The sequence below is a fragment of the Achromobacter sp. SIMBA_011 genome, assembly GCF_046535435.1.
Taxonomy (GTDB): domain Bacteria; phylum Pseudomonadota; class Gammaproteobacteria; order Burkholderiales; family Burkholderiaceae_B; genus Achromobacter; species Achromobacter dolens.
In genome coordinates, this window is sequence record NZ_JAWRWN010000003.1 from 310,982 (window position 1) to 327,231 (window position 16,250).

General features: G+C 66.6%; 15 protein-coding genes. 6 read left to right on the top strand and 9 right to left on the bottom strand.

The features are described from left to right. Positions 1-63: 63 nt before the first annotated feature. Together tsf and rpsB are read right to left on the bottom strand one after the other, a co-directional pair. On the bottom strand, positions 64-942 hold the full coding sequence (gene tsf / locus SB816_RS14535) for a translation elongation factor Ts (protein WP_049074268.1): 879 nt from the start codon (positions 940-942) through the stop codon (positions 64-66). 181 nt (positions 943-1,123) lie between these two features. After that, the gene (gene rpsB, locus SB816_RS14540; protein ID WP_054502815.1) at positions 1,124-1,873 is read right to left on the bottom strand and encodes a 30S ribosomal protein S2; all 750 of its coding nucleotides are present in this window, start codon (positions 1,871-1,873) and stop codon (positions 1,124-1,126) included. 821 nt (positions 1,874-2,694) lie between these two features. Between rpsB and map the strand changes: the two genes are divergently transcribed. The 6 genes from map (at position 2,695) to SB816_RS14570 (ending at position 8,586) form a co-directional block, all read left to right on the top strand. Then, the gene (map, locus tag SB816_RS14545; RefSeq protein WP_054502816.1) at positions 2,695-3,516 is read left to right on the top strand and encodes a type I methionyl aminopeptidase; all 822 of its coding nucleotides are present in this window, start codon (positions 2,695-2,697) and stop codon (positions 3,514-3,516) included. Between the two features lie 19 nt (positions 3,517-3,535). Continuing rightward, a complete protein-coding gene (locus SB816_RS14550; protein ID WP_054502817.1) occupies positions 3,536-6,142 on the top strand; it encodes a [protein-PII] uridylyltransferase in 2,607 nt (868 codons plus the stop codon). A 75-nt stretch (positions 6,143-6,217) separates the two neighbouring features. Next, positions 6,218-6,931 carry a MarC family protein gene (locus SB816_RS14555; protein WP_054431130.1) on the top strand — a complete coding sequence of 238 codons (714 nt, stop codon included), beginning with the start codon at positions 6,218-6,220 and terminating at the stop codon, positions 6,929-6,931. Between the two features lie 66 nt (positions 6,932-6,997). Further along, positions 6,998-7,480, top strand: coding sequence for a disulfide bond formation protein B (locus SB816_RS14560; RefSeq protein WP_054502818.1), 483 nt, complete (start codon positions 6,998-7,000; stop codon positions 7,478-7,480). After that, positions 7,467-8,081, top strand: coding sequence for a nucleotidyltransferase family protein (locus SB816_RS14565; RefSeq protein ID WP_231132846.1), 615 nt, complete (start codon positions 7,467-7,469; stop codon positions 8,079-8,081). Before SB816_RS14560 ends, SB816_RS14565 begins: the two co-directional genes overlap by 14 nt. Positions 8,082-8,085: 4 nt before the next feature. Further along, positions 8,086-8,586 carry a M48 family metallopeptidase gene (locus tag SB816_RS14570; protein WP_054502820.1) on the top strand — a complete coding sequence of 167 codons (501 nt, stop codon included), beginning with the start codon at positions 8,086-8,088 and terminating at the stop codon, positions 8,584-8,586. Positions 8,587-8,618: 32 nt separating this feature from the next. Here SB816_RS14570 and SB816_RS14575 read toward each other — a convergent pair whose 3' ends face one another. From SB816_RS14575 to SB816_RS14605, 7 genes are all read right to left on the bottom strand, one after another. Continuing rightward, positions 8,619-10,040, bottom strand: coding sequence for an efflux transporter outer membrane subunit (locus tag SB816_RS14575; protein ID WP_410547211.1), 1,422 nt, complete (start codon positions 10,038-10,040; stop codon positions 8,619-8,621). A gap of 10 nt (positions 10,041-10,050) precedes the next feature. Next, positions 10,051-10,980 (bottom strand): HlyD family secretion protein, encoded by a 930-nt coding sequence (locus SB816_RS14580; RefSeq protein ID WP_054502822.1) that lies wholly within the window; start codon positions 10,978-10,980, stop codon positions 10,051-10,053. Beyond that, positions 10,973-11,167, bottom strand: a complete 195-nt coding sequence (locus SB816_RS14585; protein WP_054502823.1) for a DUF1656 domain-containing protein — start codon at positions 11,165-11,167, stop codon at positions 10,973-10,975. Before SB816_RS14585 ends, SB816_RS14580 begins: the two co-directional genes overlap by 8 nt. Next, a complete protein-coding gene (locus SB816_RS14590; RefSeq protein WP_410547266.1) occupies positions 11,157-13,169 on the bottom strand; it encodes an FUSC family protein in 2,013 nt (670 codons plus the stop codon). Before SB816_RS14590 ends, SB816_RS14585 begins: the two co-directional genes overlap by 11 nt. 241 nt (positions 13,170-13,410) lie before the next feature. Beyond that, the gene (locus SB816_RS14595) at positions 13,411-14,343 is read right to left on the bottom strand and encodes a LysR family transcriptional regulator (protein ID WP_054502824.1); all 933 of its coding nucleotides are present in this window, start codon (positions 14,341-14,343) and stop codon (positions 13,411-13,413) included. 111 nt (positions 14,344-14,454) lie between these two features. Further along, positions 14,455-15,315: a DMT family transporter gene (locus SB816_RS14600; RefSeq protein ID WP_175189840.1), complete on the bottom strand. Its 861-nt coding sequence runs from the start codon at positions 15,313-15,315 to the stop codon at positions 14,455-14,457. 7 nt (positions 15,316-15,322) lie between these two features. Further along, a complete protein-coding gene (locus SB816_RS14605) occupies positions 15,323-16,207 on the bottom strand; it encodes a MurR/RpiR family transcriptional regulator (protein ID WP_410547212.1) in 885 nt (294 codons plus the stop codon). Between the last annotated feature and the right edge of the window lie 43 nt (positions 16,208-16,250).

The window sequence follows — 16,250 nt, forward strand, 5'->3', positions numbered from 1 at the left end:
TAAGACAAGAAATAGGCCGGACTAGAAAATATCTAGCGCCGGCCTGTAAGGACTACCCCGAGATCAGGCGCGGCCGGCGGCGGCGGCGGCAACCTCAGCGGCGAAGTCGCTGGTCTTCTTCTCGATACCTTCGCCGACGACGAACAGCACGAACTTGGTGATCGAGGCGCCCTTGGCCTTGAGCATCTGTTCGACGGTGTTCTTGTCGTCCTTGACGAAAGGTTGCGACAGCAGCGTGACTTCCTTCAGGAACTTCTGCACCGAGCCTTCGACCATCTTGGCGACGATTTCAGCCGGCTTGCCCGATTCGGCGGCCTTCTGCTCGGCGACCGAGCGTTCGGCGGCGATGTCGGCCGGGTTCACGCCGTCGGCGTTCAGGGCCTTCGGCTTGGTCGCGGCGATGTGCATCGCCAGGTCCTTGCCCACTTCCTCGGCGCCGGCGTATTCCACCAGCACGCCGATCTTGCCGCCGTGCACGTAGCTGGCCAGCGCGTTCGGGGTCTGGATGCGCTCGAAGCGGCGGATCGAGATGTTTTCGCCGATCTTGCCGATCAGGGCGGTACGGGTCGATTCGATGGTGCCGTCGCCGTAGGGCAGCGCCGACAGGGCGGCCACGTCGGCGGGGTTCTGGGTGGCGACCAGCTCGGCCAGCTTGTTGACGAAGGCGACGAAGTCGTCGTTCTTGGCAACGAAGTCGGTTTCGCAGTTCACTTCGATGACGGCGCCTTGCTTGGCGTCGGCCGAGATGAACAGGCCGATCAGGCCTTCGGCCGTGACGCGAGCGGCAGCCTTGCTGGCCTTGTTGCCCAGCTTGACGCGCAGGATCTCTTCAGCGCGGGCCAGGTCGCCTTCGGCTTCCGTCAGGGCCTTCTTGCACTCCATCATGGGCGCATCGGTCTTTTCGCGCAGTTCCTTGACCAGGGCGGCGGTAATTTCAGCCATGTTAGCTCCAAATTTTGCTAAGACATGCCCCGGCGGGCCGGGGCATTGGTGTGATTCGATGAGACGTCCGCAAGCTGCGGATGAGGAAGGCGGGAGTCCGCCTTCGCACTGCCGGCGAGGCGGGGGCACGCCGCATTCCGCGACCGCCCCCTGACACTAACCGCCGGACATGACAGCAGGCTTAGGCCTGGTTGTCCTGCACTTCGACGAACTCTTCCTGGCCTTCGCCGATTTCCTCGACCAGACCGTTCAGGTTCTGTTCGCGGCCTTCCAGCACGGCGTCGGCGATGCCCTTGGCGTACAGCGCGATGGCCTTGGCCGAGTCGTCGTTGCCGGGGATCACGTAGTCGATGCCGTCGGGCGAGTGGTTGGTGTCAACCACGGCGACCACGGGGATGCCCAGGGTCTTGGCTTCGGCGATGGCGATCTTGTGGTAGCCGACGTCGATCACGAACATGGCATCGGGCAGGCCGTTCATGTCCTTGATGCCGCCGATCGACTTGTTCAGCTTTTCCAGTTCGCGCTGGAACAGCAGGCCTTCCTTCTTGATCATGCGCTCGGCGCCGCCTTCGGCGACCACGGCTTCCATGTCCTTCAGGCGCTTGACCGAGGTCTTGACCGTCTTGAAGTTGGTCAGCATGCCGCCGAGCCAGCGGGCATCGACGTAGGGCATGCCGCAACGGGCGGCTTCGGCGGCGACCAGCTCACGGGCGGCGCGCTTGGTGCCGACGAACAGGATGTTGCCACCGCGAGCAGCAAGCTGCTTCACGAACTTGGTGGCTTCCTGGTACTTATCAACCGTCTTTTCCAGGTTGATGATGTGAATCTTGTTGCGATGGCCGAAGATAAAGGGGGCCATCTTGGGGTTCCAGTAGCGGGTCTGGTGACCGAAGTGGACACCCGCTTCCAGCATTTCGCGCATCAAAGACATAACTTTCTCCAAGGGTTGATTTCTTGCGCCGCACCTGCATCAGCCTGTGGCTGACACCCTGGGTGGTGTTGCGCGCGATTTCCCGCACCTGCGGGATGAACAGAATTTTAACCGGGCCGGCCGATCACTGCCGCACTACTCCGACGTGCCGGGCATGTACCCTGCGCGCCTTGCTGCCACGCTGCCGCGATAAACCCAGACGGCCGCCACGACGAAGCGCCTGGCGCCGCTTGCACGCATCGCGCCGTCCGACCCGCCAGGAAATTCCTGGCAGTTTCTTCCAGCGCACCCGGACCTGTTTTGTTGGCAGCGAAATCCAGTTCATTCGCGCCATGGCTTTTCAACCATTGCGCGCATCAGTCGCCGGGGGCGGCTCTTCAGGAAAACCTCCAGGAACTGGAAACCTTCCAAGAACTTAAGCCGGCAGCCACCTTGAACCTGCATCGCTGCTCGAAAACGTGACCGGGCTTGCGAGCACTCAGCGCCCCGGCCTGTGTCGATGCAAGCCCCCCGCCCGCCCCGGCCCGCCGCCTGCTCTCGTCCGCTGTGCCGCCGTGCTTCCCGGAACCTGGCGACTGGCCCGAACCCCCACCACAACCTTCGCTTGCGATGAAACTCCGAAGCCCGCCACCGATCTCACAAGAAGCGGTGTGGCCCAACGTACCAAATCAGACAACCAACCGGGTGGCCTGGAAGATTCCATCCCCACCCGCCGGGATCGGCGCTTGCCGCTACCCAGATTGCTCCCCAAAATTTTAGGGAAGCCTATAATTCTACTATTCTTTCAAGCAGACATTCAAGCGAGATTCGTCAGTCATTCCATGGGCACCATTACCAATCCGGCCGACCTGGCCAAGATGCGCGCGGCCTGCCAGGACGCCGCCAAAGTCCTCGATTTCATCACCCCCTACGTCAAGCCTGGCGTCACCACCGGGGAACTGGACCGCCTCTGCCTGGAATACCTGACCGACGAACTCAAGGTGAAGTCCGCCACGGTGGGCTATGCCCCGCCCGGCTACCCGCCCTTCCCTGGCGCCATCTGCACCTCGGTCAATCACCAGGTGTGCCACGGCATCCCGGGCGACAAGGCCTTGAAAAACGGGGACTCCCTCAACATCGACGTCACCATCATCAAGGACGGCTGGTTCGGCGACACCAGCCGCATGTACGCCGTGGGCGAGCAGTCGATCCTGTCGCGCCGCCTGACCGACATCACCTTCGAGTGCATGTGGAAAGGCATCCAGCAGGTCAAAAACGGGGCCACATTAGGCGACATCGGCAACGCCATCCAGAAGCATGCCGAGTCCAACGGCTTTTCGGTGGTGCGCGAGTTCTGCGGCCACGGCATCGGCCAGCGCTTTCACGAAGACCCGCAAGTGCTGCACTACGGCAAGCCGGGCACCGGAGTGAAATTGGTGACGGGTATGCTGTTCACTATCGAGCCCATGATCAACGCCGGCCGCCGCGAGATCCGCCAGTTGTCCGACGGCTGGACGGTCGTGACGCGCGACCACAGCCTGTCGGCGCAATGGGAGCATGCTGTGTGCGTCACCGACACCGGCTACGAGGTCCTGACCCTGTCGCCCGGCATGCCCAAGCCGCCTGCCTTCATCACCGAACCGATCGTCATCCCCGCCGTCTGACCCCGGCCCGTCCGCCACCATGACCGCCGACATTCTCAGCACCCTGCGCGAACGCATCCAGGAATCCCGGCGCGCCGCGGTGGCCCAGTTCCGCGAGCACGAACGCCCCGACACGTTGCTGGGCGAACTGCGCCGCATCGTGGACGCGGCGCTGCGCGACCTGGTCAAGCACTATCCCCTGCCCGCCGGCGCCACGCTGGCCGCGGTGGGCGGCTACGGCCGCGGAGAACTGTATCCGCACTCGGACGTCGACCTGCTGATCCTGCTGCCGCACGCCCCCACCGCCGACGACGAATCCGCCATCGAGCAACTGGTCGCCTCGCTCTGGGACCTGGGCCTGGAGCCCGGCCACAGCGTGCGCACCATCGAGGACTGCGAGCGCGAGGCCGACGCCGACATCACGGTGGAAACCGCGCTGCTGGAATCGCGCTGGCTGGCCGGCAGCCGCGCGCTGATGAAAAAGTTCGAGGCCGCCACCCAGTCGCGACTGGACGCGCGCGCGTTCTTTCGCGCCAAGCGCGTCGAGATGCAGCAGCGCCACGCGCGCTACCAGGACACGCCCTATGCGCTCGAACCCAATTGCAAGGAATCGCCCGGCGGCCTGCGCGACCTGCAGGTGATCCTGTGGATGGCGCGCGCGGCCGGCTTCGGCGAGAACTGGCGCGCGGTGGCGCAGGCCGGTCTGCTGACCCCGTCCGAGGCGCGCGACCTGCGCAAGGCGGAACAGGCTTTCAAGCGCCTGCGCATCGAATTGCACCTGCTGGCCAAGCGGCGCGAGGACCGCGTGCTGTTCGACCTGCAGCCGGCCCTGGCCGAGGTCTACGGCATCCACGCCACGGCCACCCGGCGCGGCAGCGAACTGCTGATGCAGCGCTACTACTGGGCCGCGCGCCTGGTGACGCAGCTCAACGGCATCCTGGTGCAGAACATCGAGGAACGCCTGTTCCCGCGCCCCGACAGCGATGCGCGCGACATCGACGACGATTTCCGCAACCTGCGCGACCGCCTCGACATCATTCGCGACGACGGCTTCGAGCGCAACCCGACGCTGTTGCTGCGCGCCTTCCTGGTGATGCAGCAGCATCCCGAGCTGACCGGCATGTCGGCGCGCACACTGCGCGCCATCTGGCACTCGCGCCATCGCATCGACGCGCAGTTCCGCCGCAACCCGGTCAACCGCAAGCTGTTCCTGCAGATCCTGCAGCAGCCGCGCGGCGTCGTGCACGAGCTGCGCCGCATGACCATGCTGAACATCCTGCCGCGTTACCTGCCGGTATTCCGCCGCATCGTCGGCCAGATGCAGCACGACCTGTTCCACGCCTACACGGTGGACCAGCACACGCTGGCGGTGGTGCGCAACCTGCGCCGCTTCACCATGCCCGAGCACGCCCAGGAATATCCGCTGGCCAGCCAACTGATCGCCGGCCTGGACCGCCATTGGCTGCTGTACGTCGCGGCGCTGTTCCATGACATCGCCAAGGGCCGCGGCGGCGACCACTCCGAGCTGGGCGCGCGCGAGGTGCGCAAGTTCGCCCACGACCATGGCATGGAGCCGGAAGACGCCAAGCTGGTTGAATTCCTGGTGCGCCAGCACCTGCTGATGTCGGCCGTGGCGCAAAAGCGCGACCTGTCCGATCCCGCCGTGATCCAGGACTTCGCCGCCACGGTCAAGGACGAACGCCACCTGACCGCGCTATACCTGCTGACAGTGGCCGATATCCGCGGCACCAGTCCCAAGGTCTGGAACGCCTGGAAGGGCAAGCTGCTCGAGGACCTGTACAAGCTGACCCTGGCCGCGCTGGGCGGCGCCCATGCCGACGCCCACACCGTCCTGACCGAACGCCGCGAGGAGGCCGCGCGCCTGACCCGCCTGGCGGGCCTGCGCGACGACGCGCGCGAAGCGTTCTGGAGCCAGCTCGACGTGGCCTACTTCCTGCGCCACGACGCCTCCGATATCGCCTGGCATACGCGCCACCTGTACCACCAGGTGGCGCCGGCCCACGCGGTGGTGCGCGCCCGCCCCACCGAACAGGGCGAAGGCCTGCAGATCATGGTCTACACGCGCGACGTGCCCGACCTGTTCGTGGCCATCTGCGGCTACTTCGACGCCAAGTCGCTGTCGGTGCAGGACGCCCGCATCCACACCACCCGCCACGGCTGGGCGCTGGACAGCTTCATCGTGCTGCTGCCCGAAGGCGCCAGCGACCTGCGCGCGCAGGCCACGCTGGTCGAGCACGAGCTGGCCGAGCGCCTGAAGGACGCCAAGACGGCCGCCCAGGCCCCCGCCGCCCGCGGCGGCTACTACGGCCGCGGCCGCCAGTCGCGCATGTCGCGGGTGTTCCCGATCATGCCGCAGGCCGAGCTGCAGCCGGACGAGCGCAGCACCTCGTGGCGCCTGTCGGTCACCGCGACCGACCGCCCCGGCCTGCTGCACGCCCTGGCGCGGGTCTTCGCCCAGCATGAAGTGAACCTGCTGATGGCCAAGATCATGACGCTGGGCGACCGCGTGGAAGACGTCTTCATCGTCGATGGCGCGACGCTGACGCGGCCGCGCAGCCAGATGCAGTTCGAGCGCGACATCCTCGATGCGCTGGCCGGCGACGAGGTCCGGCAACAGGCCGCCTGAAGCCGGACCGGCGCCCCATCGCCAGACAGCCGCCGACCGCATACAATCCGGTTTTCGGCTTGGCGATACCGTGCGATGGAGCTAAACGAATACCTGCGGGTGCTGGGAACCAGCTTCTTTTTCGCGCTGGCGACGCTGCTGCCGTTTCTGAACCCGCCGGCGATCGCGCCCATCTTCCTGTCCCTGACCGAAGGCGCCTCGTCCGCCACCCGCACGGTGCTGGCCAAGCGCGTCGCCGTCAACGTCGGCCTGATGCTCATCGTCGCCATGGTCGCCGGCAACGTGCTGTTGAGCTTTTTCGGCATTTCGCTGTCGATCGTGCGGGTGGGCGGCGGCATGCTGGTCATCGCCAGCGCCTGGCGCCTGGTCAATTCCCCCGATGCCGACACCGAGCGCGTGGCCCGCATGGCCGAATCCTTCACCCCGGAAATGGCCAAGGCGCGCGCTTTCTACCCGCTGACCTTTCCCATCAGTTGCGGTCCCGGCTCGATCGCCGCGGCCATCACGGTAGGCGTGTCGCTGCGCGACCAGAACCACGTGCTGAGCCTGCTGCGCCTGGGGGGTTCGATTCCCGGCATCGTGGTCGTTTCGCTGACCTTGTACGTCTGCCTGCGCTTTGCGGCGCAGATGCTGCACCGGCTGGGCGATAATGGCACCGCCGTTTTCATGCGCATGTCGGCCTTCATCATGCTGTGCCTGGGCGTGCAGATCTTCTGGGAAGGCTCGCGCGAGCTGCTGCTGGGGGTATTGCAGCAGGTCATGCAACCAATTCCGATTCCCAAGGCCTAACGCCTGGCGGCCGGACCGGCCATCCCCCGGGGCCCCGCCCCGCGAACCCCTTACCTTGCAACAACCATGACTTCTCGTTCAGAACGCCTGCTCCGCCTGATCGCCCTTTTCAGCTTCGGCGCCGTCGGCATCGCCCTGATTTCCCAGTACGTCTTCGACATGCCGCCTTGCGCCTGGTGCGTGATGCAGCGCCTGATCTACCTGGTGATCGGCGTCATCGCCCTGATCGGCGGTTTCGGCGGCGGCCGCGCGCTGACGCGCATCTGCGCGTCCCTGGCCGCCCTGCTGTCGATCAGCGGCATCGCCGCGGCCTGGTACCAGTACACCGTGGCCGCCAAGATGCTGTCGTGCGACCAGACTTTCGCCGACCGCTTCATGACCGGCATCGGCCTGGACGGCAGCGTGCCGTGGCTGTTCGGCATCTACGCCACCTGCATGGACGCGGTCGTGCCGGTGCTGGGCATCGAGTATGCGCTGTGGAGCCTGGCGCTGTTCGTGATCCTGCTGGTCATGGCGCTGGCCGCGGCGTTCGGCCGTGGCCGCGCCTGAGCCGCACGCCTCGCCATTGGAAGCGCCCCACGCCGAACGCCTGCGCGCCCTGGTCCGCGATCACGCACCGCTGATGCGGTGGCTGCGCGCCGCGCGTGATTGCGGCCTGGCCGAATGGTGCCTGGGGGCGGGCGTGGTCCGCACGCTGGTCTGGAACCATCTGCACGACCTGCCGCCGGACAGTCATGCGCCCGCGGATGTGGACTTCGTCTATTTCGACGCCGCGGATCTGACGGCGGAGCGAGAGGCCGCTATCGCGCACCGCCTGCGCGGCGCCGCGCCGGACGCGCCCTGGGAGGTGGTGAACCAGGCGCGGGTCCACCTGTGGCGCCGCGACGGCGGCATTGCGCCGCCCCCGCTGGCGTCGCTGGCGGCCGGCATCGCCACCTGGCCGGAGACCGCCACCTGTATCGGCGTATCGCTGGACGCCGGCGATCACCTGCGCATCCTGGCGCCGCACGGCCTGGAGGACCTGTTCGACCTGGTGCTGCGGCCCAGCCCCGGACTGCGCGACCCCGCCCTCTACACCCAACGGCTGCGGGCCAAGCGCTACACCGAAAAATGGCCGCGCCTGCGTGTGCGGCACCTGCCTCTTTCCTGACGCGATGAAATACCTGACCGGCTATCCGGAAACGCTGCTGGCACAGGCTCGCGCGCTGCTCGACCAGGGCAAGCTCGGGCCGGCGTTGCGGGCCCGCTATCCCGCCGGCGCGCATGGCGTGCGCACCGACAAGGCGCTGTACGACTACGTGGTGGACCTGAAGAACACCTACATCCGCAACGGCGCGCCGCTCAGCAAGATCGCCTTCGACAGCAAGATCCACGTGATCCAGCACGCCCTGGGCCAGCATACGTTCATCTCGCGGGTCCAGGGCGGCAAGCTCAAGGCCAAGCACGAGATCCGCGTGGCCACGCTGTTCAAGACGGTGCCGGAGGAATTCCTGAAGATGATCACGGTGCACGAACTGGCGCACCTGAAGGAGAAGGACCACAACAAGGCCTTCTACAACCTGTGCCGCTTGATGGAGCCGCAGTATCACCAGTATGAATTCGACCTGCGGCTGTACCTGACCCACCTGGAGGCCAGCGGCGAGAGCCTGTGGTGAGGCCAGCAAGAATGAGGCAGCAATGCCGTGCCCTACCCTCCCGCGCCCAGCGCCTTGTACAAGGCAATGCCTGCTTGCAACTGCGCCAGTTGACTGAGGGCAAGCGACTCGCGCGCCTGGTTCAGGCTGCGCTGGGCCAGCAGCACCGGCAGGTAGGCGCTTAACCCACGCGCATAGAGCCGGGTCGCCTGTTGCAGGGCCTGTTGGCTATCGGCTGCGGCCTTCTGCAACGCGGCTTGCCGCTGGCGCTCGCTGGTCCATGCCGTCAAGGCGTCTTCCACGTCACGCAAGGCCGCACGCACGTCCCGCTCGTAGACGCGCCGCACGGCGTCGGCGTTGGCCTGCGCCGCCGTCACGCCTGCCTTCGCGCGGCCGGCGTCGAAGAGGGACTGGCTGCCTTGCATCGCCGCCGACCACGCCAGGCTGGCGCCCGAGAACAGGTCGTGGATAACGCTGGCGGTGGTGCCGAACCCCAGGGGAATGCGGAACGAGGGAAAGCGCGCGGCCTCGGCCACGCCGATCTGCGCGGTGGCGGCGGCAAGGCGTCGTTCGTCCGCACGCAGGTCGGGGCGTTGGCGAATGAGGTCCGAAGGCAGTGACAGCGGCAAGTCTTTCGGCATGGGCAAAACGGGCGCGGGCGTTGCGAGGTCGGCATGCCAATCGCCGGGAAATCCGCCCGTCAGCACACCGATGGCATGGCTGAAACGGGCGATGTCCGCATCCAGCAGAGGTGGTAGCGCCTCGGCCGCTTCGCGCTCGGCGCGGGCCTGGGTGACGTCGGCCAGCGTGCCCAGGCCGCTGCGGTGCGCCCATTCGGCCAAGCGCTCGGCTTCGGCCAACGTGCGGATATTGTCCTGCGCGATGGCCAAACGCAGTTGCGCGGCGCGCAGCCCGGCGTAATCGGATGCCAGTTCGGCCACCAGGCTCACTTGCAGCGCGCGATGGTCCTCCGCCAGCGCCTGGATGCCGGCATCGGCGGCCTCGACCGCCCGGCGCGTGCCGCCGAATAGGTCCAGCTCCCAACTGGCATCGAATCCCAGGCGCCAGGTTCGTGCCTGCCCGCCGGGCTGCGCGCCGAGCGCCTTGCTGCCGCGCACGGCCTCGCCGGCGGCGCCGACCGAGATTTCAGGCATGGCGGCCGAGGCGATCTGCACGCGTTCGGCGCGGGCCTGACGCAGGCGCGCCAAGGCAATATCCAGGTCCTGGTTATGTGTCAGGGCCTGATCGACCAGGCGGTCGAGCAAGGGATCCTGGAAGGCGCGCCACCAGGAACGCAGGCCATCATGGTCGCCATCGGACATGGCGGCGTCGGCCTCGATCCAGTGCTTGGGCACGTCCAGCACCGGCGGGTGGTAGTCCGGACCCACGGCGGTGCAGCCGGTCAGGGCCGCCAACAGCGAGGCCAGCATTGCCTGTCGAAGGCGCGGCGGCGTGCGAGGGACGGGTGCATGCATGGCTTTGTCCTCACATCCAGCGGTGCAGCAGCGAAATCAGCCGGCCCTGCGGGACCGGCGTGCCTGCGGAAGGCGTGACCTCAATGCTGCCGGTCATGCCGGCGGCCAGCACGACCTCGCGCGGGACATGCTCGAACTCGACGCGCACGGGAATGCGCTGCGCCAGCCGGACCCAACTGAAGCTGGGCTCCACACTCGGCAGACCCTGTGCGTCGGCCTGCTGGTTGCTATCGGCGATGCCACGCCCGATGCTGGCTACCCGCCCTGGCAATACCTGGTCGAAGCCCATCAGGCGGATGCGCGCTGCCGCGCCGGGCTGGATGCCGCGCAGCTTGGTTTCCTCGAAATAGCCGGTGATCCAGAAGCTGTGGGCGTCGATCAGGGCGAGGTTCGGCTGGCCCGCCACGGCGTAGTCGCCCTTGTTCAAGCGCAGGCGCGTGACGTAGCCATCGGTCGGCGCACGCAGTTCGGTACGCGCCAGATCCAGCTTCGCCCTGTCCACGGCGACCCGCGCACCGCGCAGTTCGGCCTGGGCAATGGCAACGGCCTGATTCGCCCGCTGGATGTCCTCGGCAGGCACCAGGCTTTCCATGCCCCGGCGCCGCCGCGCCTCCTCGGTTTTCTGGCGCAGGGATGCCTCGGCCGCTGCCAGCCGCGCCTCGGCCTGGGCCAATTCCAGCGTGAAGCTGGCATTGTCGATGCGATAGAGCACCTCACCCCGATTGACGTATTGGTCGTCCGCGACCGAGACTTCGGCGACGGTGCCTGACACTTCGGGAGCGATGCGCACGATCTGCGCGCTGACGCGGCCATCGCGGGTCCATGGGGCGACGACGTAGGCACGCCACAGCGCGCTGACCAGGAACCCCGCGGCAACGACCACTGCGAGAGTGAGTCCTGCCCGCAGCAGGCCCCGGGCGGGAAATGAACGTTCAGACATAAAGCACCAACAGGGAAACAAGGCAAAGGGAAAGGGCGAACTCGAACAGGCCTGGATGCCACACCCAGCGCAGCATCCCGCTGCGCGCCAGCACGAACCGAAGGCCCAGATAGATCGGCAGAGCCAGGCAGGCGTAGGCAAAGAAGGGCGGCAGGTAGATGCCCGCCAACGAGAATTCACTGAGCATGGGTTTGGCCTCCAGAGGGGGACTGAGCGTCGTTTGCATGGCGCTCCAGCAGCGCGGCGATGTCGAGCAGCACGGCTGTCACGCGCCGCGCGTCATCCATCGAGGCGCCGGACCGCGCCGGCAAACGCGCCAAGGAGGCCGCCGCGCGGCGGGCATGGCGCGCGGCCCGCAGCGGATCACCGGCCCGCTGGCGCATATGGCGCAGCGCGCGTGCCGCCAAGCGCGCCCACTCGGCGTCCTGGGGCGCCTGGCCAAGCCAGCGTCGCAGGCGCAGGACTTCCCGGCCCAGATGCAGGCTGGTCAGCGCCCGGGCAATAGCACGATCCATCGCCTGCGGCTGCGTTTTGAGCAAGGCGCCGAGTTGCGCGATGCGATGCTGCTGGCGCCATTGCCAGGCCGACGCGTCTGCCGGGTCGCCGCCCAAGGCGCCCAGCGCCGCGTCGCGGATGCGCTGGCGCAGGCGCGTGACGTCGCGAGCCCCGTTGCGCGGCAGCACGATCCTGAAGCCCAGCAGCGTGAAACACGTCGCCAGGACCCAGGCGACGGCACCATTGAGGAACAGCGCAAAGTCGTAGCGCATCGGGTTGTCAGCCGCCGCCAGCGTCGTGAACGCCACCAGGTAGGCCACGCCCGCCAAGGCATGGCGCGGCATCGTGGTGGCATACACACCGGGCAGCCAGAACAGGCTCAGGATCACCAGCAGCAGCGGCAGGCCCGAGATGTGAGGCAGCACGATGAAGGTGCACAGGAAGGCCATCGCCACGGCGGCCACCGTGCCCTTGATGAATTCGACCGCACCCAGCGCGGGATTGGGCGCGGTGGACAGCAGCGCGCAGGCCGCCGCCAACCCCGCCAGCATCATGTTGCCTTCCGTCCAGCCGGTGGCGATCCAGAAGGCGCCGCCCATCAGCACGGTCAACAAAGCGCGTACGCCGTTCTGAAGGGCTGCCACCGTGTCGCGGTGGAATGGCACGGACACGCGCGCCGCCGTCGGCCTGGGTTGGTGGAAACGCTCGTTGCCTTCGAGGGCTTGCTGGTAATCGTCGAGTTGCTCGAGCAAGCGATCGCCCGCGATCATTAGTGTGGCCTGCTCGGAGGCGTCGTCGAACGAGGTGGCGGTGAGCGCGGCCACCAGCCGGGCGCGCAGGTCGGTCAACAGCCGGATGGCACGCGCTCTTCCGGCCGAGCCAGGCTCCTGCGCCAGCGACTGGCCCACCTCCCGCCATGCCCTTTCCCAGTCCGGCCGCAACGCTCTCAGTGCAGCGAGACTGGCGCTTTGCCCGCTCAGGGGCGGCGCACCTCCCACAAGAGCGGAAAACAACGACACCATTACCTGCCGCACCGTGCCGGCACGATGGGCCAGGTCGGCGGATTCGGCCTTGCCCAGCGCCAGCAGATCGTCCACGCCATAGACCTCGGTGATGAGAGAGCGCCGTCCGGCATCGAGGGGCTTGGCCTCTGCGGCGTCGCTGCCTTGAATGGCCTGGTGATGCGTCGCAAGCACTCCCGCCGTGGCGACCGCAAGACGGTCGAGCGCCGCGGCCAGGCGGCTGTGCACGCTGCGGCTGCTGAAGAGAGCCGAGACCAGCGCCAGGCAGACCACGCCGATCATCACGGATGCCCCGCGTCCCATTACTTGGTCGAAGGTGCGCTCCGGGTGCTGCATGGCGCCGTAGGCCGCCAGGCCCACGGTATAGCCCGCCAGCGCGGCGCCATAGGCCCGGAAATGACGCAGCAGGGTCATGCCCACCACGCACACCCCCAGCCACAGGCCGAAACCGAGCAGGAACAGCCAGGGCATCTGGCCGAAGGCGCTCATCAGCACGAAGGCCGCCAGCATGCCGATCAGCGTGCCCAGTACGCGCCACACCCCCCTGCCCATCACGCCTCCCTGGACGGGGTTGATGACCAGCAGCACGCTGGAAGCCGCCGCGTAGGGCGCGTGCAGTTCCAGCAGATAGGCCACCACCAAGGCCAGGCAGGCGGCCAGGAGCGAACGCATCACATAGGTCGCCCGCGGGGTGGTCAGATCGAGATAAGGCAGGCCATGCGTCAAGCCCTCCCGAAGCCGAGAGCGGCGTAAAGAGGCGCCTGAATCCGCGTCAGGCACGTTAGCCGAATGCACGATGCAACCCTTCCACAGTGATCAATACGCGTCACTGTAGGCAAGGCTGAGCATTGCTAAAAGTGAATTTATTGCACTCGGATGATTGCTCAAAACGCACGCATAGCGCGGCGCTTGGTCAGGGCTTGACGCGCTTGGCGGCCTGCGCGTGGTCCTCGTTGCAAAGCGTATGGATGGTCTGCCGCAGCCATTGATGGGCCGGATCGCCTTCAAGGCGCGGGTGCCAGGCCTGGGTCAGCAGCACCGTTTCCAGCGGTGTCGGCAGGTCGAACACGCGAATACGCAAGCCCGCCGACAGCGCGGTACTGGCCAGATGCCGGGGCAACGGCAACAGCAGATCCGAATCTTGCAATGCGAACAGCGCCGTGTACGGATTGGGCAGCACCAGGGCGACGTGTCGGCGCAGCCCCTGCGCCTCCAGTGCGGCATCGACCGGCCCGGCGGCCTTGCCACGCCGCGACACGTTGATGTGCTCCCAGCGCGTGAGGCGCTCGGGCGTGATTTCTTCGTCGAAGATGGGATGATTGACGCGCGCGACGCCCACGAACGTCGTGGTGAACAGGGCTTGAACCCGAATTTCCGGTCCGAGCTTGCGCGAGGCGCTGATGAACAGGTCGATGCGGCCGCTGCGCAGCGCCTCCTCGTCCACATCGTCCTCCTCTGGCGAAAAGCGCAGCATCGCCCGCGGCATGTCCCGTGCCATTGCATCCAGGAGATGACCCAGATGGATGCTCACGAACTCATCGGTGGCGCGGACGCTGAAACGCCGATCCAGCGATTTCAGGTCGATCTCGGCATCGGCAGCGAACACCTGCGAGGCCTGTTCGACCGCCAGCCGCACCTGCTCACGCATTGCCAGAGCCTTGGGCGTGGGTATGAGCTTGCGGCCGACCTGGACGAACACCGGGTCGCCCAACGCCTCACGGATACGGCCCAAGGTGCGGCTCATCGCTGGCGCGCTCAGATGCATGCGGCGCGCGGCACCGATGACGCTGCCCTCGTCGAGCAGCGCATCCAGCGCCAGCAGGAGATTGAGATCAGGACGCGACATGGCTGGCCCTATGATTTACCTTCATGCAATCATAGGCTCTTCCGAATAGCGAATGAAGCATTCAACGGCAAGCCTGTATTCCGTTCATCATCAACTGATGAACAACAGGCATTACAGACTGATCGCCACGATTCCGATCAGCACGATGCCCGCACCCACGACGCGGCGCGCGAGATGGCCCTCACGAAAGATCAGATACGCGAAGAGGGAACCGACGATGATGGACGACTCGCGCAAGGGGGCGACGAGCGCAATGGGAGCCGCCTGCATGGCGTTCAGCACCAGGATGTAGGCCAGTGGGGAGAAGACAGCCACAATGAGAATAGGCGCGGCATTGGCACGAAGTGCCGCGGGCATGTGCCGCCGATGCCGCAGCGCGCCCGGTGTCAGAGCCAGGCTTTGCAGCAGAAGCGTTCCCGCGTAGTAGCTCACTGGCGCGACATGCAGTGACGTGACCGCGTAGCTGTCCCAGAGGGTGTAGCTGGCGATGGTGGCACCCGTGGCGGCCCCCCAGAGCATCCCCTGGAGTGGACGGGGACTGCCGCTGCGGAATGGGTTGCCAGTGACGACAAGCACGCCTGAAACGACCAGGAGCGCGCCGAACACCGCGACGACGTTCAGCCGCTCGCCCAGAACGAGAATCGCGAACAGCATCGTCAGCACCGGCCCCGTGCCACGCGCGATCGGATAAACCACCCCAAGATCGGCGCGATCGTAGCCGGCCTGCAAGGTCAGCGAGTACGCGATGTGCAATGCCGCCGAAACAGCCGCGGCCATCGCGAGCTGCCCATCCATCGTCCGCAGCCCGTGCGCCATGAGACCGACCGCGATAGGGATCCACAACAGTGTCGACGCGAAGCTGTACGCCCAGACGAACAGCAAGGTGTTCCCCTGTTTGTACTTCGACGCCAGGTTCCACACCGCATGCGCTACCGCTGCGGCAAGAACCATGGCAATGGTGTCGGGCTGCATCAGGGCATCAGGAAATGTCAGGCAGATCAATGCCTGCCCGCTCGGCCAGGCGGCTGCGATCTGGATCGCGCAGCGCGAGGGTGGCGACCAGCGCGTCAAGCACGACGAGTTGGGCCAACCGGCTTGCCGCAGCGGCCATCTGTGCCGGTAGCGGCGCGCCGCCGACGACAAGCGCGACGTCCGCGAGGGCTGCCAAAGGCGTGTCGTACTGGTTGGTGATGGCAATCAGCGAGGCGCCGGCCGATGACGCCGCATCGGCAACGGCAAGCGTGGATGACGTGCGGCCAGTCGAACTGACGGCGATGACGACGTCCTCGGCGCCCAGGAGCCGCGCCGCAATCATGGCCGACAAGTGATCGGTGATGCCTACCGTCATCACGCCGACCGCGCGCAGACGGAAAACAGCATCGGCGGCCACCGTCGAGGAAGGGCCGGCACCGAACGCAAAGACCTGCCGCGCGCGCTGGATCAAACCCACGGCCTTATCCAGCGCAGGGAGTTCGATGGCCCCGCCCAGCGCAGTGAGTGCGTCGGCGCCGGCACGGATGGAGGTTTCCAGCACGGAGCCCGACGTCGCATCCGCGCTGAGCACTTCGGGCGGAGCGAAGAACCGGGCTGTGCCGCGGGCACGGGCTATCTCGATCTTCAGCTCGGCAAAGCCGCTGAACCCAAGCGCACGCGCCGCGCGGATCACCGTTGGCGGCGAAACGCCGGCCTGGGCGGCAACCTGAGCGGTCGTGCTGACGCCAACAAACAAAGGATCGGTGAGCAGCAGATCGACAACCTTCGCCTCGCTCGCGGCGAGGTCGCCGCTTCGCGCTTGAATGCTGCCGATCCATTGCTGCAATCGGCGCTCGCCTTCCGTAATAGAATTACCATTATCTCTATTCATAGGTAATATATTACATGCACCGCATGAGGGGCACAACGGCCCC